The organism is Nocardia macrotermitis (assembly GCF_009604405.1).
Taxonomy (GTDB): Bacteria; Actinomycetota; Actinomycetes; order Mycobacteriales; family Mycobacteriaceae; genus Nocardia; species Nocardia macrotermitis.
On sequence record NZ_WEGK01000002.1, the window covers coordinates 567,785 to 589,464 of the forward strand.

23 protein-coding genes are annotated in these 21,680 nt (G+C 68.4%); 18 read left to right on the forward strand and 5 right to left on the reverse strand.

All coding sequences use genetic code 11. The features are described 5' to 3' along the window. Window position 1: 1 nt before the first annotated feature. Together NRB20_RS06335 and NRB20_RS06340 are read right to left on the reverse strand one after the other, a co-directional pair. Complete coding sequence (locus NRB20_RS06335; protein ID WP_406603785.1) at window positions 2-1,042, reverse strand: HAD family hydrolase; 1,041 nt, start codon at window positions 1,040-1,042, stop codon at window positions 2-4. Between the two features lie 94 nt (window positions 1,043-1,136). Continuing rightward, on the reverse strand, window positions 1,137-1,394 hold the full coding sequence (locus NRB20_RS06340) for a glutaredoxin family protein (protein ID WP_153408328.1): 258 nt from the start codon (window positions 1,392-1,394) through the stop codon (window positions 1,137-1,139). A gap of 891 nt (window positions 1,395-2,285) precedes the next feature. Here NRB20_RS06340 and NRB20_RS06345 point away from each other — a divergent pair. The 4 genes from NRB20_RS06345 (at window position 2,286) to NRB20_RS06360 (ending at window position 7,165) form a co-directional block, all read left to right on the forward strand. Continuing rightward, window positions 2,286-3,134, forward strand: coding sequence for a redox-sensing transcriptional repressor Rex (locus tag NRB20_RS06345; RefSeq protein WP_406603786.1), 849 nt, complete (start codon window positions 2,286-2,288; stop codon window positions 3,132-3,134). Further along, on the forward strand, window positions 3,131-4,495 hold the full coding sequence (locus tag NRB20_RS06350; protein WP_153408332.1) for a glutamyl-tRNA reductase: 1,365 nt from the start codon (window positions 3,131-3,133) through the stop codon (window positions 4,493-4,495). Before NRB20_RS06345 ends, NRB20_RS06350 begins: the two co-directional genes overlap by 4 nt. An 88-nt stretch (window positions 4,496-4,583) precedes the next feature. Beyond that, window positions 4,584-5,603: a hydroxymethylbilane synthase gene (gene hemC / locus NRB20_RS06355; RefSeq protein WP_153408784.1), complete on the forward strand. Its 1,020-nt coding sequence runs from the start codon at window positions 4,584-4,586 to the stop codon at window positions 5,601-5,603. After that, a complete protein-coding gene (locus NRB20_RS06360) occupies window positions 5,600-7,165 on the forward strand; it encodes a bifunctional uroporphyrinogen-III C-methyltransferase/uroporphyrinogen-III synthase (protein WP_153408334.1) in 1,566 nt (521 codons plus the stop codon). Before hemC ends, NRB20_RS06360 begins: the two co-directional genes overlap by 4 nt. Before the next feature lie 202 nt (window positions 7,166-7,367). Here NRB20_RS06360 and NRB20_RS06365 read toward each other — a convergent pair whose 3' ends face one another. Both NRB20_RS06365 and NRB20_RS06370 read right to left on the reverse strand, forming a co-directional pair. Continuing rightward, entirely contained in the window at window positions 7,368-7,640 is a 273-nt protein-coding gene (locus NRB20_RS06365) for a hypothetical protein (protein WP_319944542.1), read from the reverse strand. Window positions 7,641-7,780: 140 nt separating this feature from the next. Next, window positions 7,781-8,950, reverse strand: coding sequence for an alpha/beta hydrolase family protein (locus tag NRB20_RS06370; protein ID WP_153408336.1), 1,170 nt, complete (start codon window positions 8,948-8,950; stop codon window positions 7,781-7,783). 109 nt (window positions 8,951-9,059) lie between these two features. On the opposite strand from NRB20_RS06370, the gene NRB20_RS06375 reads away from it, so the two are divergent. The 6 genes from NRB20_RS06375 (at window position 9,060) to NRB20_RS06400 (ending at window position 13,351) form a co-directional block, all read left to right on the forward strand. Beyond that, the gene (locus NRB20_RS06375) at window positions 9,060-9,677 is read left to right on the forward strand and encodes a TetR/AcrR family transcriptional regulator (RefSeq protein ID WP_153408338.1); all 618 of its coding nucleotides are present in this window, start codon (window positions 9,060-9,062) and stop codon (window positions 9,675-9,677) included. 629 nt (window positions 9,678-10,306) lie between these two features. After that, complete coding sequence (gene hemB, locus NRB20_RS06380) at window positions 10,307-11,284, forward strand: porphobilinogen synthase (protein ID WP_153408340.1); 978 nt, start codon at window positions 10,307-10,309, stop codon at window positions 11,282-11,284. Between the two features lie 22 nt (window positions 11,285-11,306). After that, entirely contained in the window at window positions 11,307-11,840 is a 534-nt protein-coding gene (locus NRB20_RS06385) for a hypothetical protein (RefSeq protein ID WP_153408342.1), read from the forward strand. A 300-nt stretch (window positions 11,841-12,140) separates the two neighbouring features. After that, window positions 12,141-12,677: a hypothetical protein gene (locus NRB20_RS06390; protein WP_319944543.1), complete on the forward strand. Its 537-nt coding sequence runs from the start codon at window positions 12,141-12,143 to the stop codon at window positions 12,675-12,677. Next, window positions 12,674-12,919 (forward strand): hypothetical protein, encoded by a 246-nt coding sequence (locus NRB20_RS06395; protein ID WP_153408346.1) that lies wholly within the window; start codon window positions 12,674-12,676, stop codon window positions 12,917-12,919. The genes NRB20_RS06390 and NRB20_RS06395 overlap by 4 nt, the downstream gene beginning before the upstream one ends. Before the next feature lie 210 nt (window positions 12,920-13,129). Then, window positions 13,130-13,351 (forward strand): hypothetical protein, encoded by a 222-nt coding sequence (locus NRB20_RS06400; RefSeq protein WP_153408348.1) that lies wholly within the window; start codon window positions 13,130-13,132, stop codon window positions 13,349-13,351. 3 nt (window positions 13,352-13,354) lie between these two features. Here the strand turns inward: NRB20_RS06400 and NRB20_RS06405 are convergent, their stop codons facing one another. Beyond that, window positions 13,355-13,741: a hypothetical protein gene (locus tag NRB20_RS06405; RefSeq protein ID WP_153408350.1), complete on the reverse strand. Its 387-nt coding sequence runs from the start codon at window positions 13,739-13,741 to the stop codon at window positions 13,355-13,357. A 186-nt stretch (window positions 13,742-13,927) separates the two neighbouring features. On the opposite strand from NRB20_RS06405, the gene hemL reads away from it, so the two are divergent. From hemL to NRB20_RS37915, 8 genes are all read left to right on the forward strand, one after another. After that, window positions 13,928-15,241 carry a glutamate-1-semialdehyde 2,1-aminomutase gene (hemL, locus tag NRB20_RS06410; protein WP_406603787.1) on the forward strand — a complete coding sequence of 438 codons (1,314 nt, stop codon included), beginning with the start codon at window positions 13,928-13,930 and terminating at the stop codon, window positions 15,239-15,241. A gap of 131 nt (window positions 15,242-15,372) precedes the next feature. After that, complete coding sequence (locus NRB20_RS06415) at window positions 15,373-15,978, forward strand: histidine phosphatase family protein (RefSeq protein WP_153408788.1); 606 nt, start codon at window positions 15,373-15,375, stop codon at window positions 15,976-15,978. A gap of 197 nt (window positions 15,979-16,175) precedes the next feature. Beyond that, window positions 16,176-16,889, forward strand: coding sequence for a TlpA disulfide reductase family protein (locus tag NRB20_RS06420; RefSeq protein ID WP_153408354.1), 714 nt, complete (start codon window positions 16,176-16,178; stop codon window positions 16,887-16,889). A 157-nt stretch (window positions 16,890-17,046) separates the two neighbouring features. Next, window positions 17,047-17,880: a cytochrome c biogenesis CcdA family protein gene (locus tag NRB20_RS06425; RefSeq protein WP_153408355.1), complete on the forward strand. Its 834-nt coding sequence runs from the start codon at window positions 17,047-17,049 to the stop codon at window positions 17,878-17,880. Window positions 17,881-17,883: 3 nt separating this feature from the next. Next, window positions 17,884-19,533, forward strand: a complete 1,650-nt coding sequence (gene resB, locus NRB20_RS06430; RefSeq protein ID WP_153408357.1) for a cytochrome c biogenesis protein ResB — start codon at window positions 17,884-17,886, stop codon at window positions 19,531-19,533. A 2-nt stretch (window positions 19,534-19,535) separates the two neighbouring features. Further along, window positions 19,536-20,507, forward strand: coding sequence for a c-type cytochrome biogenesis protein CcsB (gene ccsB, locus NRB20_RS06435; protein WP_153408359.1), 972 nt, complete (start codon window positions 19,536-19,538; stop codon window positions 20,505-20,507). A gap of 271 nt (window positions 20,508-20,778) precedes the next feature. After that, window positions 20,779-20,958 (forward strand): hypothetical protein, encoded by a 180-nt coding sequence (locus NRB20_RS06440; RefSeq protein WP_153408361.1) that lies wholly within the window; start codon window positions 20,779-20,781, stop codon window positions 20,956-20,958. 283 nt (window positions 20,959-21,241) lie between these two features. Then, window positions 21,242-21,622: a hypothetical protein gene (locus tag NRB20_RS37915; protein ID WP_227833234.1), complete on the forward strand. Its 381-nt coding sequence runs from the start codon at window positions 21,242-21,244 to the stop codon at window positions 21,620-21,622. Window positions 21,623-21,680: the final 58 nt, after the last annotated feature.

Consider the following 21,680-nt stretch of genomic DNA (forward strand, 5'->3'; position numbering starts at 1 on the left):
GTCAGTGCTTGGCGGCGTCGCGTTTGCGGGTGAGTATCGCCGCGGCCGCGCCACCGGCCGCGCCCAGGGCCAGCGCCGTGGGGACGCCGATCTTGGCGGCCTTGCGGCCGGTGCGGAAGTCGCGGATCTCCCAGCCGCGGTTCTTCGCGACCTCGCGTAGGTCCGAGTCGGGGTTGATGGCGACGGCGGTGCCGGTGAGCGAGAGCATCGGGACGTCGTTGTGGCTGTCGGAATACGCCGTGCAGCGCTTGAGGTTCAGGCCCTCGCGGATGGCCAGGGTGCGGACCGCGTGCGCCTTGCCGAGGCCGTGCAGGATGTCGCCGACCAGGCGGCCGGTGAACACGCCGTCCTCGCTCTCGGCGACGGTGCCCAGCGCGCCGGTCAGGCCGAGGCGTTTCGCGATGACCTGGGCGAGTTCGACCGGGGTCGCGGTGACCAGCCAGACCTGCTGACCGGCGTCCAGGTGCATCTGCGCCAGCGCGCGGGTGCCGGGCCAGATCTTGTCGGCGATGATCTCGTCGTAGATCTCCTCGCCGAGTTCGGCCAGTTCGGCGGTGGAGCGGCCCGCGATGAAGGCCAGGGCCTTCTCCTTGCCGCTGGCCATGTCGCCCTGGTTCTCCTTGCCGGTGATCCGGAACTTGACCTGCTTCCAGGCCATATCGGCCAGATCCGAGGTCTTGAAGTACTTGCGGGCCGCCAGGCCGCGGGCGAAGTGCACGATCGACGCGCCCTGGACCATGGTGTTGTCCACGTCGAAGAACGCCGCCGCGGTCAGGTCGCGGGGCGGGCGCGCCTGTTCGGGAGTTTGCGAATCATCTTCCGCCGCAACGGATTCCGCGAGTTCGGCATCGTGCAGGGCGAGGGCCGCGTCGGCGCTGGCCTCACCGGCGAGATTGGCGCGCAGTTCCTCCTCGCTGGGCCCGAACGGGCTGCGCGTGATGCGGGTCAGCTGATCGGACAGACCCTGCCCCCACCGTGCCGGGAACTCGCCGAATCTGCCCGCGATGAAACCTGTCCTCGCATCTTTGGATCGTTCCGGCACCGCTAACCTCCGCCCGTCGCGCGAACATCCCAACATTAACCGAGTGGGGTCAGGTGGTGCCGTGCGAACGACGAGGCGCTGCCCACACCCGCGCTCACCGCGTCAGGTCGGCCCGCAACCGCTTCTCGTCCACATCGAAGTAGCTGTGCTCCTTGCCGTCGAGCAGCACCACCGGCAACCGATCCCCGAATTCCGCCCGCAACCCCGGATCCGTCGCCGCGGCCTGATCCACATCCACGGTCCCCGGCTCGATCCCGAAATCCGCACAAATCGAACGCAACTGCTCCAACGCCGTGACACACAACCCGCACCCCGCCCGAGTCAGCAATGTAACCGCATGTCGATCGCTCATGAGGTCATTAAAGCTGTATTTTTGGCCTCCGCTTCGCTCCGGCAGGTTTTCGGCGCCCGTGTGGCTCGTCGTTCACCCCTCGAGACTCGGCCTTCGGCCATGCGCTTCGAGGGCTGAACGACGAGCCGCGCCGAAAACCTTTGGGGTTGGGCTTGTTGAGCCTTTCGCTTCGCGGGCGATTTCCGGCGGGACGGAGACGATTCGCCGCTGGGCACGTTGGTGGTTGCGTTGGGCTGGTACGGCGGATCGGTGCAGGTCGCATCGCGTACCGACCTTGCGAGACGCCACGCCCGGGGTCGCGTGGTTCTTCCAGTCTGGATAACGGCGACATCAGGGTCACCTGGTTCCGCCAACCATCGACAACGCCAACCCCGAGGTCACCCGGTTCCGCCAGCCACCGACAACGCCAACCCCGAGGTCACCCGGTTCCGCCAGCCACCGACAACGCCAACCCCGAGGTCACCTAGTTCCGCCAGCCGTCGATAACGCCGACAGCAAGGTCACCCAGTTTCGCCAGCCACCGATAACGCCAACTCCGAGGTCACCCAGTTCCGCCAACTCCAAATAACGCCGACAGCAAGGGTCGGGGCCCGGCTCGATTCTGGACTGACGGAGCGGGGGAGCGAAGCGGAGGAGCGGAGGAGGGAAGAATCGAGCCTCAGGGGGCCCCGGCCCCGCCGGAGCGGAGCGGAGGCAATTGAACACAGTGACTGAATTCACCGACTTTGTGCAGGGCTTCACAAGCGGTTACGGTGGTGGCACGCAAGCCGCTCGCTTTCCCGTAGCGGGAGCAGCAACAATCCGATGGACGCCAGGTGGCGCTGGCCCCGGGTGTTGGCAGCGGAGAGCAACCGGATACCTGACCCCCGGCCGGACGAGGAGCCGAACGACGTGACAGAGCAGCATGAGACGCCCGAAGGCGTCTCCGGCAGGGCTCTGCGGTCGAACGCACCGTACAAGGACATTCCGCAGGCTACGGTCACGCGGTTGGCGACCTATCTCCGGGTCCTCGCCATCCTGGCCGACGAGGGCGTGCTCATCGTATCGAGTGAGGAACTGGCTGTCGCGGCGGGTGTCGGTTCCGCGAAACTGCGCAAGGACCTGTCCTTCCTCGGGCCCAACGGGGTGCGCGGCGTCGGCTACGACGTGGCGAAGTTGCGCGCCCGCATCGAGGATGTGCTCGGATTGTCCGAGGGACATCGGGTGATCCTGGTCGGGGCCGGAAATCTGGGTCGTGCGCTGGCCGGATACGGCGGTTTCCGGCGGCGCGGGTTCGCCATGGTCGGTGTGTTCGACCGGGATCCGCAGGTGATCGGCGCGATGGTCAGCGGGTTGCCGGTACGCGACGTCGCCGAGCTCGACGCGGCCGTCATCGAACTCGAACCGACCATCGCGGTCATCACCGTTCCGGATCAGGCCGCGCAGGCGGTGTGCGATCGACTGGTCGCCGCCGGGTTGCGGTGCGTATTGAGTTTCTCGCCGATCGCTCTGGACGCGCCGTCGTCGGTGGACGTGCGCCGGGTCGATCTGGCGGTGGAGATGCAGATGCTCTCGTTCGAGCGGGCGCGCAGCGCGTCGGCTCCGCACACCTCGTCATCGTCCGCGATCCGCCCAGCGGGGGTCGTGGTTTCGGCAATGGAGCCAACCAGCCGCGGCGGGTCCGGGGGCGGCAGCCTGCGTAAACACGCAGGCTCCTCGGACGCACCGCATATGAGCAACGGATCGGTGGTCGCGCAATGAGCATCCTTCTAGTCGGAATTTCGCATCGCAGTGCTCCGGTCGCGGTGCTGGAGAAGGTTGCGGTCACCGAGGACGATCGTCCCAAGCTGATGGACCGGATGCTGAAGTCCCAGCACGTCTCGGAGGTCATGATCGTCTCGACCTGCAACCGCGTGGAGGTCTACGCGGTGGTCGACGCCTTCCACGGCGGTCTGGCCGAGATCGGCGATCTGCTCGCCACGCACGCGGATCTGTCGCTGCCCGAACTCACCCGGCACGCCTACGTCCGCTACAGCGAGGCCGCCGCCGAGCACCTGTTCGCGGTGGCCAGCGGGCTGGATTCGATGGTGGTCGGCGAGCAGCAGGTGCTGAGCCAGATCCGCGCCGCCTACGCCGCCTCGGACGCGCAGCAGGCCGCCGGACGCACCCTGCACGAGCTGGCGCAGAACGCGTTGCGCGTGGGCAAGCGGGTGCATTCGGAGACCGGGATCGACCGCGCGGGCGCGTCGGTGGTGTCGGTCGCGCTGGATCGGGCGCGCGCGGAGATCGGCGATCTGACCGGCCGCACGGCCGTGGTGGTCGGCGCGGGCGCGATGGGCGGGCTGTCGGTGGCGCATCTGGCGCGCGCCGGGATCGGGCACATCATCGTGGTGAACCGGACCCTCGAGCGCGCGCAGCGGCTGGCGAACACCGCCGTGAGCATGCACGGTGTCACGGCGAGCGCGCGGGATCTGACCGATCTGGTCGGTGCGCTGGCCGCCGCGGACATCGTGATCACGAGTACGGGTGCGGTCGGTGCGGTCGTGACGCTCGCCGACGCGCATCGGGCGTTGAACTCGGCTCCGGCCGGGCACCGGATGGTGGTCTGTGACTTGGGGTTGCCGCGCGATGTGGATCCTGCCGTCGCCGGACTGCCCGACGTGACGGTGATCGACATGGAGACCTTGCAGCGTGATCCGGCGGCCGGCGCGGCCGCCGACGACACCACTGCCGCGCGTGCGATCGTCGCCGAGGAACTCTCCAAATACCTTGCGAGCCAACGTGTTGCGGAGGTCACCCCGACCGTCGCCGCGCTGCGGCAGCGCGCCGCGGACGTGGTCGAGGCCGAGCTGATGCGGCTCGAGTCGCGGCTGCCGGATCTGGCCGATCCCGAACGCGCCGAGGTCGCGCGCACCGTGCGCCGCGTGGTGGACAAACTGCTGCACGCGCCGACGGTACGGGTCAAACAGCTGGCCTCCGCGCCCGGCGGCGGCACCTACGCCGAGGCGCTGCGCGAACTGTTCGAACTCAAACCCGGTGCGGCACAAGCAGTTGCGGCACCCATGGAGGTCGCCGGACTCGGTGACGACCTCACTTCCGGTAATGAAGGGGCGTCGGCATGAACGGCCAGGCGCGTAGGCGGCAGCGGAGCGTAACCACGGAGCGCCCCGTTCATGCCCGAAAGGACGCAGCGTGACCGCTACCGACGCCATGGTGCACGAGGATCACACGACACGTCGGGGGACCGCCGACGCGCCGTGGCGGATCGGCACCCGCGGCAGCCTGCTGGCGCTGACCCAGGCCGGCACGATCCGGGACGCGTTGATCGCGGGCGGACAGCAGGCCGAACTCGTCGTGGTGAAGACCGCCGGGGACAAATCCTCGGAGCCGGTGGAGAAGATCGGCGTCGGGGTGTTCACCGCCGCGTTGCGCCACGAACTCGCCATCGGCGCCGTCGACATCGCCGTGCACTCCTACAAGGATCTGCCGACCGCGCCGGATCCGCAGTTCGTCATCGCCGCCATTCCGCCGCGCGAGGACCCGCGGGACGCGCTCGTCGCCCGCGACGGCATGGTGCTGGGCGAGTTGCCCGCGGGGTCGCGGGTCGGCACGTCCGCCGCACGTCGCGCGGCACAGTTGCGCGCGCTCGGTCTCGGCCTCGAGATCCTGCCGTTGCGTGGCAATATCGACACCCGAATTCGTAAGGTCGCCGATGGCGAACTCGACGCGGTGGTCATCGCGAGGGCCGGTGTGGCCCGCATCGACCGCCTCGACGAGGTCACCGAATCGCTCGAGCCGGTGCAGATGCTGCCCGCCCCGGCCCAGGGTGCGCTCGCGGTCGAATGCCGCACCGACGACCCGGATCTCGTGACCATCCTGTCCGCCCTGGACGATGCGGCCACCCGTGCCGCGATCGACGCCGAACGGGCGTTGCTGGCCTATCTCGAGGCCGGTTGCACCGCTCCGATCGGTGCGCTGGCCGAGGTCGTCGAATCGCTCGACGACGACGGCCGGGTGGTAGAGGAACTGTCGCTGCGCGGTTGCGTGGCGGCGATCGACGGCTCGGACGTGCTCCGGGCATCGGTGGTCGGTTCGCCCGACCGGGCCGAGGAACTCGGCCGTGCACTGGCCCGTGAGCTGCTGGAGCTGGGGGCGCGCGAGCTGCTCGGCGCCAACCGCGAGGCCGCACAGACTTTCACCCATCCCAGCCCAATGGAGAACGATAAATGAGCCGAGCCACTAAGAAGCATCCTGGTCGGATTCTCTTTGTCGGGTCCGGCCCCGGTGACCCGGCGCTGCTGACCGTTCGGGCCCGCGAGGTGCTCGGCCGGGCGACGCTGGCGTTCACCGACCCCGATGTGGACAAGGGTGTGCTCGCCCTGATCGGTGTCGAGGTGGAGCCGAACCCGGACGGGGAACGTCCGGTCGACGTGCGTCCGGCCCTGGGCGAACCCGCCGAGGTGGCCAAGACGCTGGTCGCGGAGGCGCGGAACGGTCACGACGTGGTGCGGCTGGTGTCCGGTGATCCGCTGACCACCGATTCGGTGATCGCCGAGGTCGGCGCGGTGACGCGCTCGCACATGGTGTTCGAGGTGCTGCCGGGGCTGCCGTCCGGGGCGACGGTGCCCGCGTACGCGGGGATCGCGCTGGGCTCGAGTCATACCGAGGTCGATGTGCGCGGCGAGGTGGATTGGGCGTCGGTCGCGGCCGCACCCGGTCCGCTGGTGCTGCACGCGACGTCCGGGCATCTGGCGGAGACGGCCAGCGCGCTGACCGAGCACGGGCTCGCGCCGCAGACGCCGGTCGCGGTCACCGTGCGCGGCACGACCCGGCAGCAGCGGACCATCGAGGCGACGCTGGCGACGTTGAACAGCGCCGCGTCCGAGCTGGTCGGGCCGCTGGTGGTCACGGTCGGCAAGGAGGTCGAGAAGCGGTCGAAGATGTCCTGGTGGGAGTCGCGGTCGCTGTACGGCTGGACGGTGCTGGTGCCGCGGACCAAGGAGCAGGCCGGTGAGATGAGCGAGAAGCTCGTCACGCACGGCGCGATTCCGATGGAGGTGCCGACCATCGCGGTCGAGCCGCCACGCAGTCCCGCGCAGATGGAGCGCGCGGTGAAGGGCCTGGTCGACGGCCGGTACCAGTGGGTGGTGTTCACCTCCACGAACGCGGTGCGCGCGGTGTGGGAGAAGTTCGCCGAGTTCGGTCTGGACGCGCGGGCGTTCTCCGGGGTGAAGATCGCCTGCGTCGGCGAGGCCACCGCGGAGCGGGTGCGGTCGTTCGGCATCAATCCGGAACTGGTGCCCAGCGGTGAGCAGTCCTCGGAAGGTCTGCTGGCCGACTTCCCGCCCTACGACGACGTGTTCGACCCGGTCAACCGGGTCCTGTTGCCGCGCGCGGACATCGCGACCGAAACTCTCGCCGAGGGTCTACGCGACCGCGGCTGGGAAATCGACGACGTCACCGCGTACCGCACGGTGCGCGCCTCGCCGCCGCCCGCGGAGACCCGCGAGATGATCAAGACCGGCGGTTTCGACGCGGTCCTGTTCACCTCCTCCTCCACGGTGCGGAACCTGGTCGGCATCGCGGGCAAGCCCCACGCCCGCACCATCGTCGCCTGCATCGGCCCCAAGACCGCCGAAACCGCCATCGAATTCGGCCTGCGCGTGGACGTGCAGCCCGAACTCGCCCAGGTCGGCCCGCTGGTCGAGGCCCTCGCCGAACACGCCGCCCACCTCCGCGCCGAGGGCCTGCTGCCCCCGCCGCGCAAGAAGAGCCGCCGCGGCAGGGCTTGATTGCCTCCGCGTCTCATCGGCGAGATGGGCCGCGAGCAGGTGGGCGTTGTTCAACGTGTTGGAACGGGGCCTTCCGGGTGTCGGCGCGGTTCGTCTGTGCCTGAGCCTGGTTGGCGAGTCTGAGATTGCTTGTGCCTCAGCGTGATTCGTCTTCGCCTTGGTGAGGTGAGGACGAGTCACGCTGAGGGCGTGGTTCGATTTCTCAGCGGCGGGTGCGCATGAGGTCTCGGACGAGGCGGCAGGTTTTGTCCGAGGGCGGGTGGATGCCCACGAGATCGGCTGTGCGGCGGATCTTTTCGTTGTCCGCCAGGTCGGCTCGGTAGACGCCGGAGTCGAGCAGGGCGATGGCCAGGCGCATCGCCTTGAGGCGGCGGTTGTGGGTGACGTACCAGGAGCGCGGGCGGCCCGCGGGCAGGCGGCGCTTGAGCAGCGGAACGTACGGCTGGTCGATGATGATCGGCGAATCGGTGGCCACGAGACCCTCCCCGGCTGTGGTGGAAACGAATGATCGAGGGCGCGAATCGCTCTCGAACACATCTTCGATTATAGCGTCCGGCGCCGACAGAAACCGCCGGTCGCGCGAGGTGCGCGACCGGCGGTTCGGCGGGTGTCGGGTCAGCGGCCCAGGATGCCGTCCAGCCAGTCGAAGGTGCGCTGGTGGAACAGGGCGGTCGCGCCCTCGTGGCAGTGTTCGCCGCCGCCCTCGTCCTCGCGGAAGGTGATGAATTCCTTGGGGCAGGTCAGTGCGTCGAAGATCTGCCGCGGTTGGCCGGTGAAGAACTGGTCGTTCTCGGCCTCGAGGACCAGGGTCGGGCAGGTGATCCGGTCGGCGAGGCCCGCCATCGTGTAGGGCTCGATCGCCTTCCCCATCTCCTCGGGAGCGGACAGTCCGAACGTCCACAGGCCGTTGCGAATTATCCAGCGCGCCTGGGTGTTCTGTGCCATGAGCGCCTCGAGTCCGCCGGGTAGCCGCGCCGCGATCTCGTCGATGGCCGCGAACGGGCCGTGGCATTCGAAGACCCCGTCGTGCAGGACGCAGGCGGCGATCCGGTGTTCGAAGGCGGCGGCCCGCGCGGCGAGGTAGCCGCCCAGGCTGGTGCCGACGAGTGCGAGCCGGTCGGCGTCCACCCCGGGCAGGCCGAGCGCGAAATCCACGACGGGCGTGACCACGGCCTCCCAGTCCGGCCGGAAGTGCAGGCCCTGATCACGCACGGTGCTGCCCTGGCCCGGCCCGTCGAATGCCAGGACGTGATAGCCGCGCCGCAGTGCGCCCGCGGCGAGCGCGAAGTAGTCCTCCTCCAGCGTGGAGTCGTATCCGCCGTGGTAGATCACGGTCGGGCGGCGTTCGCCGGAATCGTCGGCCAGGAACAGATAGCCGGGCAGGGTGGTGTCCTCGTAGGGGATCCGTACTCGGCGGGCGGGAGTGTCGAGTAGCGCGGCGGCCTCGTCGAAGGTCTGCTGCGACGCTCGGGCGAGACGTGCCGATTCGGCGTCGTCAGCGGGGTCCTCGCGCCGGTAGAAGTCGGCGGTTCGGTAGTAGTTCGACGCCCGCAGCAGCGCTTCGCGAGCGCTGACTCGATGCCCGGCGGCCAGCGCGTAGCGGCCGATGCGCTCGACCCGCGCGGCCGTCGCGGCCCACTGCGTCGACCAGGCGGCCTCGTCGTTCTCCGGGATCTGCCGACAGGTCACCAGCACTTCGCCGAGTTCCGCGCCGCCGTAGGTCGCGTACCCCGCGGCGCGCAGTGCCTCGAAGGAGAAGGACTCGTCGTCGTAGAGAAATTTCATGGCCGGACACCTTTCCCTTGAAGAACGATACGGTCCCGTTCCGTTCATATCGACGCTAACACCGGATCCGGACGGAACGCAACGGTTCCGTCTCGGTTATCCTCGGGACATGGCAAAGGAGCGGACGTCGGCTCGGCCCGCCACGGGCGGCGCGGCCCTGCGACAGCACGTCACCGACGCGATCACCGCGGCGACCTTCGCCGAACTTGCCGAATCCGGCTATGCGCGGCTGTCCATGGAGGCCATCGCGCGCCGCGCGGGTGTGGGCAAGGCGGCGCTGTATCGGCGCTGGTCGTCCAAGGACGAGATGCTCGCCGAGCTGATCCGCCAGGCCGTCCGCGACACCCTGCCGCCGATCCCGGACACCGGAGTCCTGCGCACCGACCTACGGCAACTGCTGGACACGTTCCGCGATCAGCTCACGAACAAGACGGTCCGCAGCATCGGTGCGTCCCTGTTCGCCGAGGCCCACCACAACGAGGCCCTCGCCGAGGTCCTGCGCACCGTCGTCGGCGCGCCCCGCCGCGAGAACGCCCGCACGGTCCTGCGCGCCGCCATCGACCGCGGCGAACTCCCCGCCGATCTCGACCTGGAACTCGCCTCGGACCTACTCATCGCCCCCCTCGGTCTCCGCATCCTGGTCCTGTCCGGCGACAGCGACGACGCCTACCTCGAAACCCTCACCACCGCACTCGAAGCCGCCCTGAAAGCCGCCCGTTCCGGCTGACATTCGATCAAGGTTGGTCTCGGTCGGCAGCGCGCCGGAGGTAACGCCCCGGCGAGCGCTCGTCCGCTCGCAACGGCTGGCAACTCGGTGCAGGCAGCGTCCCGACTGCGGGGCGGCATGCATCGGCGGCGTCACCCTGCTGGACCGATGCCCAGTATCGGACGTCGAGCGCGGGTCCGGTTGTCTCCGTGCTCATCTGTCCGCGCATCGAGTCGGCTGTGTGCGGCCGGGTATCGAACCGTTCGTTGGGGTTGTTGTGCGGGGCTGGGTGTTGAACTGTTCGTCGGGATGTCGTCTGCGGCCAGGTGTCCGACTGTCCGCTGAGGTTGTGTGCGCCCGGGTGTCGAACTGGTCGGCGAGGGTTGCTGTCTCGCGGTCGGATCGGGTGTGCTCGTGTGTGATTGGTCATAGTTGGGGTGGGGTGCCGTGCCGGGACGTCCGGGCACGTGGGCATGCTCTCGGGTGCCTCGGCCGGGAAGTGGTCCCGTTGTCGTCCGAAGGTTCGCTGTTGCCCGGTGAATGCCTGGTCGCGGGATCGGCGACGGTCGTTGCGGGGGCCTCTCGCGGGGCGGTGAGCGGGTGCGGAGGCGGTGCGGCGTGGGGGTGGGTCGGGGCGTATCGTGCGGTTCATGACCGGAATGGACCGCCCGCGGCGGTTGCGTCGTACTCCTGCTCTGCGGCGTCTCGTAGCCGAAACCTCACTGGAACCAAGGCATTTGGTGCTGCCCATGTTCGTCGCCGACGGGCTGGACGAACCGCGCGAGATCGGCTCGATGCCGGGCGTGCACCAGCATTCGATGGATTCGCTGCGCAAGGCGGCCGTGGAGGCGGTCACCGCGGGGGTCGGCGGGCTGATGTTGTTCGGCGTTCCGCGTCCGGAGGACAAGGATGCGGACGGCAGCCTGGCCAGCGATCCCGACGGCATCCTGAACCGCGGCCTGCGCGCGCTGGCCGCGGAGGTCGGCGACGCGACGGTGATCATGGCCGACACCTGCCTGGACGAATTCACCGATCACGGCCACTGCGGCGTGCTGTCCCCGGACGGCGCGGTGGACAACGACGCGACCCTGGAACGCTACGTCGCGATGGCGCTGGCCCAGGCCGAGGCGGGCGCGGATCTGCTCGGCCCCAGCGGCATGATGGACGGCCAGGTCGCCGCGATCCGCGAGGCGCTGGACGAGGCCGGGCGCATCGACACCGGCATCCTGGCCTACACCGCGAAGTACGCCTCGGCGTTCTACGGCCCGTTCCGCGAGGCGGTCTCCTCCTCGCTGCAGGGCGATCGCCGTACCTACCAACAGGATTCGGCCAACCGCCGCGAGGCGATCCGGGAACTGGAGCTGGATCTGGCCGAGGGCGCGGACCTCGTGATGGTCAAGCCCGCCATGTCCTACCTGGACATTCTCCGCGATGTGGCCGACCGTTCCACCGTGCCGGTGGCCGCGTACCAGATCTCCGGCGAGTACTCGATGATCACCGCCGCCGCCGCGAACGGGTGGATCGACCGGCGTGCCGCGATCCTGGAATCGCTCGTGGGCATCCGGCGGGCGGGCGCGGACATCGTGCTCACCTACTGGGCCACCGAAGTCGCGCATTGGTTGTCGTGACCGAAAAGATTTCGTGGCTGTCGTGAATCCGTGGACCCCGCCGGTACCCCCCGCGCCCGACCGGCCGATGCCCGACGACGTTCGTACCGCGTCCCAATTGTGGTGGGGCGCAATAACTCTGGGTGTGGTGCGGCTGTTCGCAGGGATGTGGACCCGCTTCGAACACCGGCACACGATCGCCCGGAACGTCTACGGTCAGTTGCGCACCCAGGACCCGCAGACGCCGCTGGCGACCTACGAGCTGATGGTCACCGTCCTCATCGTGATGGGCATCGTCTTCGGGCTGGCGCTCGCCGCGGCGGGTCTGGGCGTGGCGCATCAGCTGCGGCGCGGGAAACCGTGGGCGCGCATGCTGTTCGACATCGCGGCCATCGTGCTGGTGATCGGCGGCGTGAACTCGATGTTCGGTCTCGGGGCGATCTCCGGCACCGGTGAGATGGTCGCCGGCGCTGCTGCCATCCTGCAGGCGGTGCTTGCCGCCGGAGCCGTATTCCTTTGTCACCGAACGGAATCCAACGCCTACTTCGCGGGGAACGGAAATCGGTTGCCGCGGTGAATTTGTCACCGGTGCGGCGGCATGTATCGTGAGGGTTGTCACAGAGGACCTGGGAACCGGATGTCGTAGGTCGTGCGTTCCCGAGCGGATCGCGCGAGCGATCCGGAGAAGCGGAGGCAATGATGCGAGTGGTGATTCAGCAGCCGCAGAGCCTTCGGCGCGACGTCGTGATGATGGCGCTGGTCCTCGTTCTCGGTCTGCTCACGCTGGCCGTGCTGCTGCTGCCCGGTATGGTCGGCTGAATCGCTTCGCTCCATCTCGGAGGTTCCCTCGGGCGGGCGAGACAGCCTGGAGGTTTCCGTGACCGATACCCGAGCCCCGGCCGACGTGCGTTTCGCCGAGCCCGGCGCGCGCTGGCGTGCCGTCGCCTACGGTCCGCTGATCTGCCTGATCGTGTTGATCCTGGAACTGGTGCTGGGCCACGGTCCGGTGCACTGGTTCGGGTTGATCTTCTGCGCGGCGCTGCTGGCCGGATTCGTGTCGTTGCAGGTCGTCGCGGGTAAGCGGCATGTCAGCGTGGAACTCACCGATACCTCGCTGCGCGAAGGCGCCGAGACGTTGGAGCTGTCCCGGATCGCCGCGGTCCTGCCCGAGCACGACGACGAGTCCTGGGACGATGACGACTGGCAGTCGGCGCGTGCGCTCGGCGAACTGGCCGGTGTGCCGCGGCGCCGCAAGGGCATCGGCCTGAAATTGCGGGACGGCGGTCTGGTGCAGGCGTGGGCGCGCGATCATCGGCGGCTGCGCGCGGAGTTGACCGCGGCGATCGAGGGACGGGCTGCCGGGGAGCAGGCGGCCGAAGATCAGGCGAGCGACGACGAGGAAGGCACTCGATGATGCAGCGGCTGTGGCCGGTCCTGGACGTGGTCGTGCTGGTGGCCTGCATCGCGGGCGTCGCACCGGCCTGGCATGCGGGAATCGAGTCGGTGCCGTTCGCCGCGTCGGGGGATCTGCCCGCCTTCGAGGCGACCCGGTACAGCGGGCCGTGGCTGGGGTTGGCCGCGCTGCTGGTCGCGGTGGCCGGATTGGCGCTCATCGATCTGATCGCGCGGTCGGTTCGACGCGCTCGCCGGGCCTGAGTCGCGAGTCCGCCGCCCCCGGAGCCAGCGAGTCCGCCGCCCTGAGTCACGCCCCCGTCGCCCTGATCCGTCTACCCGGGTAACGCCCACGCACCCGGTCGAATTCGAAGCGCCGATCGAGCCGAGCGCCGGGCGGGACCGAATATCGCGGATCGGGGCCAACTTTCGGCAATCACTGGTAACTCGACGTTTCGTGGGGACACTGAAGATATGTCCCGCACGTATCCCGTGCAGCGCAGAGTCGTGGTGATGGTGGCCGTCGGCGTCATCGGACTGGCCACCGTGGGCCTGGATGTGCTCACCGTGATGGACGCCGGTCCGGCCCCGGAACCGGTGACCAGATCACGTCTGGTCGACGGCCTGCCCGGGCCGGTGAGCTGCCTGGTGTCGACCGGATTCGCGCTGTCCTGCCTGCGACCCGGGCACCGGTAGGGGTCAGCTCCAGTGCTCGTAGATGTCGAGCACGCGGGAGCCGTGTGTGCCGGGGGCGTCCAGGTAGATGATGACGTTCCCGTCCGGATGCGCGGCCGATTCGAGCAGCAGCTCGCGCGGTGAGGCGTGGATGCCGCCCCGCGGATCGCGGTAGATCCGACTGCCCGGATGCAGGCCCGCGCCCATGTGGTTCAGCGGGACGACCTTGCCGATCAACGCGGGAATCGGGCCTTCGGCCAGGGCCGCGGTCTCCTCGTGCGACAGGCTGACCCCGATCCGCCCCTGATCCGGCTGTGCGACCACCTGACCCGCCGAGGCCGCGGTCGCGGCGCAGGTCAGTGCGGTGCCCGCGAGGGCGGTCAGGGTCGCGCCGACGATCAAGGTTCGCATGAATCTCTCCTGCGCAGGGTTACGGATGATGGACAGAGGGTACGCAGTGGCAACCATCGAGCGATCGAAATGGGCTCGAACGGCGCTCCGGCGTGTTGCGGCCGCGCCGGAGATCGGGTGTGGGGTGGCTCACCCCACTACACCCTGTCGTCGACGGGTGCGGGCGGGGCTGCGACACTGGAGGCCGTGAGTTCTTCTCCGGCCTCCGCGCAACTGTTCGATCGCGCCGCTGCGATCATTCCCGGCGGCGTGAATTCGCCTGTGCGAGCGTTCCGTTCGGTCGGCGGTACACCGCGGTTCATCACCTCCGCGCACGGGTACACGCTCACCGACGCCGATGGCGCCGAGTACGTGGATCTGGTGTGTTCGTGGGGGCCGATGATTCTCGGTCACGCGCATCCGGCGGTCGTGGAGGCGGTGCGGAAGGTCGCGCTGGACGGGTTGTCGTTCGGTGCGCCGACCGCCGGGGAGATCGAACTGGCCGAGGAGATCGCCGCGCGGGTGGAACCCGTGGAACGGGTGCGGCTGGTCAATTCCGGGACCGAGGCGACGATGAGCGCGGTGCGGCTGGCCCGCGGGTTCACCGGTCGCAGCAAGATCATCAAGTTCTCCGGGTGTTATCACGGGCACGTCGACGCGCTGCTCGCCGACGCCGGATCGGGTGTCGCGACGCTGGGCCTGCCGACCTCGCCGGGCGTCACCGGGGCGCAGGCGGCCGACACCATCGTGCTGCCCTACAACGACCTGGACGCGGTGGCCGCCGCGTTCGCCGCGCATCCCGACGACATCGCGTGCGTCATCACCGAGGCCGCGGCGGGCAACATGGGCACGGTCGCCCCGCAGCCCGGATACAACGCGGGCCTGCGCCGGCTGACCTCCGAACACGGCGCGCTGCTGATCATGGACGAGGTCATGACCGGATTCCGGGTGAGCTCGTCCGGGTGGTTCGGGATCGACGGGGTCGCGGGCGATCTGTACACCTTCGGCAAGGTGATGAGCGGCGGGCTGCCCGCGGCGGCGTTCGGCGGACGCGCCGAGGTGATGAACAAGCTCGCGCCGATCGGGCCGGTGTATCAGGCCGGGACGTTGTCGGGGAATCCGGTCGCGGTCGCGGCGGGGCTGGCGTCGTTGCGCGCGGCCGACGCGGAGGTCTACGCGGCCCTGGATCGCAACGCGAAGCGGCTCGGTTCGCTGGTGAGCGGCGCGCTGGACACGGCGGGGGTCGCCCATCAGGTGCAATTCGCGGGCAATATGGTGAGCGTGTTCTTCGCCGACCGCCCGGTTACCGACTACGCCGCCGCGAAGGCCAGCCAGACCTGGCGTTTCCCGGCCTTCTTCCACGCTCTGCTCGATCGCGGCGTCTACGCCCCGCCGAGCGCATTCGAGACGTGGTTCGTCTCCGCCGCGCTCGACGAGGACGCATTCGACCGCATCGCCGCCGCCCTGCCCGCCGCCGCCGCGGCCGCGGCGGCCGCCACACCCGAAGGATCCGACGCGTGAACGAGCGCACCGAGCCAGCCGACGAGACCACCACCGACACACCGCAGGACGGCCCGTCCGACGCGGTCGTATCCGACGCGCCCGCGGAACTGTCCGCCGACGTCGCGGATACCGAGACGATCGTGCACGTGATGCGGCACGGCGAGGTGCACAACCCGAAGGGCATCCTGTACGGCCGCCTACCCGGGTTCGCCCTGTCGGTGACGGGCCGGTCCCAGGCCGCGGCGGTCGGGCGCGCGCTCGCCGATCACGACATCACGCTGGTGGTGGCCTCGCCGCTGCAACGCGCGCAGGAGACCGCCGGTGCGATCGCCGATCGGCACGAATTGATCGTGCGCACCGACGACAATCTGATCGAGGCGGGCAACACCTTCGAGGGTCTGCGCGTCGCGGTCGGTGACGGCGCGCTGCGCAAGCCGCGGCACTGGTGGAAGCTGCGCGACCCGTTCACTCCGTCGTGGGGCGAGCCGTATCTGCAGATCGCGCATCGCATGCTGGCCGCGGTCAACAAGGCCCGTGTGGAGGCCGCCGGTCACGAGGCCGTCGTGGTTTCCCATCAGCTTCCGGTCTGGACGCTGCGCCGTTTCCTCGAGGGTAAGCGCCTCTGGCACGATCCGCGCACCCGTCAGTGCTCCCTCGCCTCCCTGACTTCCCTTGTGTACCAAGGGGATACGTTGATCGACATCGTCTACTCCGAACCTGCGGGGGAATCGGATCCTCGGGTGACCGGGGCGTGAGCGGCTCGGCACACGACAGAACCGAGGGGTACGGAGTTCGGCCCGGCGGCGGTTCCGCGTCGGTTGCGGCGTCCGGAAAGCCCAGTGCGCCACGCAGATTCGGTGCGATTGGGCGTTCAGGTGACGGTAGCGCCGAGCGGCGCCACGGTATCGATGCCGACCGAAACTGTGCTGATGCGCACCGGGTGACAGGGTCCATGGCCGAAGCGCGGATTCCCGGTCGTTCGGATCAGTTCGGCGCAGGACATCGCGTCGGCGCGGTCGCGCGGCGTGGGACATTCGGTGCGCCGGGTGTGGTGAGCAAGCGCAGGCGGGTGCGGGTCGTGGTGCCGGTGTTGATCGCGTGCGCGGCGCTGGTAGTGGCGCTCGCCGGGTGCTCGACCGGTAGTGACGCGGTGGCGCAGGGGGGGACGTTCCAGTTCGTTTCGCCCGGGGGGAAGACCGATATCTTCTACGATCCGGCGGCGAAGCGGGGGACGATCGGGAAGCTGTCGGGGCCGAATCTGCTGACGAACAAGACCGTTTCGGTGGATGACTTCCCGAATCAGGTTGTGGTGCTGAATGTTTGGGGTCAGTGGTGTGGGCCCTGCCGCGCGGAGGCGCCCGAACTCGAGAAGGTGTACGAGCAGTCCGAGGCGCGCGGGGTCGCGTTCCTGGGGATCAATGTGCGCGATCCGGAACAGGACAAGGCGCAGGACTTCGTGAACACCAATCACATCGGGTATCCGTCGATCTACGATCCGGAATTCCGCAGCCTGCTGGCTCTCGGCGGGAAGTTTCCGACCAGCGTCATTCCCACGACGTTGGTGCTGGATCGCAAGCATCGGGTCGCGGCGGTTTTCCTGCGGTCATTGCTGGCCGGTGATCTGCAACCGGTTGTGGATCGGCTCGCCGCGGAGAGTGCGCGGTGAACCTCGGAGCATGCGTGTCGATGTGTGCGGGGCGTGCTGAATCGCATGTCGGCCACGTCGGATCAGGGCCGGGCCGCGCGGCATCGATCCGTCCGAGTGACACCGAATATTATTGTCCTGCAACGTATTTCGCGCGGGCTGCCGCAGGTCGGTGCTCATGCATGTGAGTGTGCTTGCGTCGGTGGGAGATTCGTTCCAGCAGACCGCCGCGTCCGGACCGCTGCTGCTCGCGCTGGGGGCGTGTCTGCTCGCGGGGTTGGTGTCGTTTGCCTCGCCGTGCGTGGTGCCGCTGGTGCCGGGATATCTGTCGTACCTGGCCGGGTTGGTGGGGGCCGAAGCGCCGCCGGTGACCGTCGCGCAGGCGCGGGAGAGCAAGACCGAGACCGTGACGCTCGACAAATCCGGTCGGATGCGGGTCGCGGGGGCGGCGGGGTTGTTCGTCGCCGGATTCACCATCGTGTTCGTGCTGGCCTCGGCGACGGTGTTCGGTGTCATCCAGACGTTGAACGTGAATCGTGAACTGCTGCAACGCCTCGGCGGTGTGGTCACGATGTTGATGGGCCTGGTTTTCCTGGGTCTGGTTCCGGCGCTCCAGCGGGACACCCGGATGCATCCGCGGCGTCTGACCGGGCTGGTCGGCGCGCCGCTGCTGGGTGCGGTGTTCGCGCTGGGGTGGACGCCGTGTCTGGGGCCGACGCTGTCCGGGGTGATGGCCGTGTCGGCGGGCACCGAGGGGACCACCGCCGTGCGCGGCGTGGTGCTGATCGTGGCGTACTGCCTGGGGTTGGGGTTGCCGTTCGTGATACTCGCGTTCGGGTCGGCCAGCGCGTTGCGCGGGGTCGGCTGGCTGCGTCGCCATTCGCGCACCATTCAGGTGATCGGCGGAATTCTGCTGGTCGCCGTGGGTATCGCGCTGGTGACCGGTATGTGGGACCAATTCGTGGGGTGGGTCCGCAATATGTTCGTCTCCCGAGTGACTCTCCCGATCTGACTTATGACTGCAACCATGTCGGCCCCCGAGGCCCCCGCCCGCCCGCCGCGCCAATCGCCGCTGCGCCGGTTCTTCGCGATCGTCCGCAACACCTGGCGCGGGCTGACCAGTATGCGCACCGCGCTGATGCTGCTGTTCCTGCTGGCGCTCGCGGCGATTCCCGGCGCGCTGCTGCCGCAACGCACCCTCAACGCGCAGAAGGTCGACAAATACATCGCCGACCGGCCCACCCTCGGCCATCTGATGGACCGGGTGCAGCTGTTCGACGTGTTCTCCAGCTTCTGGTTCACCGCGATCTACGCGCTGCTGTTCATCTCGCTGATCGGCTGCATCGTGCCGCGGGTGTTCGACCACTACAAGGCGTTGCGCACGCCGCCGGTCGCGGTGCCGCGCAGGCTCTCCCGGTTGCCGCACCACTATTCGGTCGAGGTCGAGCAGCCTCCGGCGGAGGCGATCGCGCAGGCACGCAAGCAACTTCGCGGGTGGCGGGTGATCGAGCGGTCCGACGACGACGCGGTCACCCTGTCGGCGGAGAAGGGGTACTTCCGCGAATTCGGCAATCTGGTGTTCCATCTCGCGCTGGTCGGGCTGCTGATCGCGATCGCGGTCGGGAAGATGTTCGGTTACGAGGGCAATGTCATCGTGATCGCCGACGGTGGGCCCGGCTTCTGTACGAGTTCGATCTCGGCGTTCGATTCGTTCCGCGCGGGCAATCTGATCGACGGCACCGGGCTGACGCCGTTGTGTGTGCGCGTCAAGGACTTTCGGGCCGATTATCTGCCGAACGGTGAGGCGCAGATGTTCACCGCGGACATCTCGTATCAGACCGCGAAGGATCTGAACGACAACACCTGGCAGAACACGACCGTGCAGGTGAATCATCCGCTGCGCGTCGAGGGTGACCGGGTGTACGTGCAGGGGCACGGGTACGCGCCGACGTTCACCGTCACCTATCCCGACGGGCAGACTCGCACCCAGACCGTGCAGTGGGAGCCCACGGGTGATGCGACGTTCCTGTCCAGCGGGGTGATGCGGTTCGATCCGCCCGCGGGGATGTACGCCTCGGACGCGGACACCCGCAAACATCAGATCGCGATCGAGGGGTTGTTCGCGCCGACCGCATTCATGCACGGGACCCTGCTGAGCTCGTCGTATCCGGCGTTGACCGATCCGGCGGTGGCGATCGATATCTATCGCGGTGAGACGGGGCTGGACACCGGTCGCAGTCAGTCGGTGTTCTCGCTGGATCCGGAGATGATCCGGCAGCAGCGACTGGTCAAGCAGACGCGGGTGAATCTGAAGCCCGGGGAGTTCGCGACGCTGTCCGACGGGACGAAGGTGCGGTTCGACGGGGCGAAGCAGTGGGCGAATCTGCAGGTCTCGCACGATCCGTCGCAGCAGTGGGTGCTGGTGTGCGCGGTCACGATGATGGCCGGGCTGCTGGTGTCGTTGCTGGTCAAACGTCGTCGGATCTGGTTGCGCGCGTATCCCGCCGGTGAGCGGGACCCGGGGGAGACCCCGGACGACAAACGACGTACCGTAGTAGAAATGGGCGGTCTGGCCCGTACCGACCAGGCCGGATGGGGCGGCGAGTTCGACCGCCTGCGCGTTCGCCTGCTGGGCGGGTCGCCGACCGAGAGTACGGGAGAGTAGCAATGCCGATCGACGAGAACATCGCCTCCTACAGCGATCTCGCGTTCAAGTCGGCGATCGTGGTGTACGTCCTGGTGTTCGTGATGCTGCTGGTGCAGTACGCCATGGCCTACACGCGTAAGGCCGAGCAGCGCGAACTCGTTGCGGTGGGGGCGAATTCGCCCGCGACACCGCAGGGGCCGGGCCGGATCGCCGAACCCGCGGGCAAGCCGGTGTCGGAGCGGATCGGCAATATGGCGTTCGCCGTGCTGCACGTCTCGCTCGGCTTGCACATCATCTCGATCGTGTTGCGCGGCTTCGCGACTCACCGTTTCCCGCTCGGCAACATGTACGAGTTCGTGACGATGGCGACCGGCGCGGCCGTCGCGCTGGGCGTGGTGCTGCTGCGCCAGGAACGGTACCGCGGCATGTGGGCGTTCCTGCTGGTCCCGGTGCTGATCCTGATGTTCCTGGCCGGGACGGTGCTGTATGCCGATGCGGCCCCGGTGGTTCCGGCGCTCAAGTCCTACTGGCTGCCCATCCACGTCACGGTCGTCAGCATCGGCAGCGGCGTCTTCCTGGTAGCGGGCGTCTCCAGCCTGCTGTTCCTGCTGCGCCTGCTCCAGCCCGCCGGCGAGGAATCCGACAATCTCCTCGGCGCGATCGCCCGCCGCCTCCCCGACGCCCGTTCCCTCGACCGCCTCGCCTACCGCACCACCATCATCGGCTTCCCCATCTTCGGCACCGGGATCATCCTGGGCGCGATCTGGGCGGAGTCCGCGTGGGGGCGTTTCTGGGGCTGGGATCCCAAGGAGACCGTTTCCTTCATAGCGTGGGTGATTTACGCGGCGTATCTGCACGCTCGGGCGACGTCGGGTTGGCGGGAGACCAAGGCCGCCTGGATCAATATCGCGGGTTTCGTCGCGATGCTGTTCAACTTGTTCATCATCAACATCGTGGTGAGCGGGCTGCACTCGTACGCCGGGTTGAACTAGACAGTTTCTCCGATCGTTGCCGTCCCGTTCGCGAACTGCGCCCTCATGAGCTTCCCGTCCATCGGCGAGGCGATCCGCAACCTCTCGCAGTGGGGCGTGACGGTGCTCGCCGAGGACGCCCCCCACGAACCGAGATCGGGAAACGCAGCGCGCGAACAGTTTCCGTGGAAACGAGCATGGCACACCCTGCTCGAGCACCTCCGACTCGAACTGACGCGATAGGAAAGCCATCACTGTTCACCTGCACCTTCGAAGGGAGTTCAATTCCGAAATGGGCATCATTGATCGGGCTCCGAGCCGCGCGGCTGCCGTCGTGCAAGGTCTCGAACGAGACCGTCTGCGCAGGGCCAGCGAGCATGACGCGGAGATCCTCGCCGACGCCGGGCCCGACCCGGATATGGACGCGCTCGCTGCGTTTGCCGCCGGAACCCCACTGCATGATCTCGGGTGAGTCGGCAGGTGGTGGATCTCGGGAGGCCGACGTGACGTTGGTTTGGTATGCGGCTTATGGGTCGAATTTGTCTGGGGCTCGGTGGGATTGTTATCGGGTGGGTGGGCGGCCGGTGGGTGGGGCGCGGAGTTATCCGGGGTTTCGGGATCGGGCGGGGGCTCGGGAGGTTCGGGGGTTGGTGGTGGCGGGGTGTGTTTATTTTGCTTGGGAGAGTCCGGTGTGGACGGGTGGGGTTGCGTTCTATTCGGTTGGGGGAGTGGAGGGGTGGGGGCGGGAGGCGGCGGTGCGGGGATATTTGATTTCGGTGGGGCAGTTCGAGGATCTTGTCGCGCAGGAGATGTATCGGGAGCCGGGGGCGGTGGGGATCGATGTGGATGCGGTGGTGCGGGAGGGGATGGTTCGGGTGGGGGACGGGCGGTACGAGACCGTGGTGTGTCTCGGTGAGCGCGAAGGGATTCCGGTGTTGACGTGTACTGCGCCCTGGGATCCGGCGACCGTCGAATTGCGGCGGCCGGCGCCGCGATACCTGAGGATGTTGGTCGAGGGGCTGCGGGAGTCGCATGGTTGGGATGCTGAGCGGATTCACTCGTATCTTGTTGGGCTGCCCGGTATTCGGGGGCTGTGGGACGCCGCGGAATTGGATGCGTTGATTCGCGAGGAGTGATCGGCGGCGGAATTCGGTGCGTTCAATGAACGGTGGGTACGTGGGCGGAGGTGCGACC